Annotated in this window: 1 protein-coding gene; it reads right to left on the bottom strand. The window is 68.6% G+C overall.

The annotated features are described in order from the left end of the window. Positions 1-255 (bottom strand): LLM class flavin-dependent oxidoreductase (locus OO52_RS45850; protein WP_030659576.1); only part of this gene is annotated, 255 nt, incomplete at both ends.

The following is a 255-nucleotide window of genomic DNA, read 5'->3' as shown; positions in this document are numbered from 1 at the left end:
AGGTCGATGCCGTCGCGGATGTCCTTGCCGAACCACGGGTACACCGGCCCGGTGTTGCCGCGGCCCATCATCAGGTCCACCCGGCCGTCGGCCAGGTGCTGGAGCATCGCGTAGTCCTCCGCGATCTTCACCGGGTCGTTGGTGGTGATCAGCGTGGTCGACGTCGACAGCACCAGCCGCTCGGTGCGGGCGGCTATCCAGCCCAGCATCGTCGTCGGCGAGGACGGCACGAACGGCGGGTTGTGGTGCTCACCC

Origin of the sequence: Streptomyces flaveolus (assembly GCF_000716535.1) — a bacterium.
Classification (GTDB): domain Bacteria; phylum Actinomycetota; class Actinomycetes; order Streptomycetales; family Streptomycetaceae; genus Streptomyces; species Streptomyces flaveolus_A.
The sequence above is the reverse complement of the archived record's forward strand: the minus strand, read 5'-3'. Positions and strand labels throughout refer to the sequence as shown.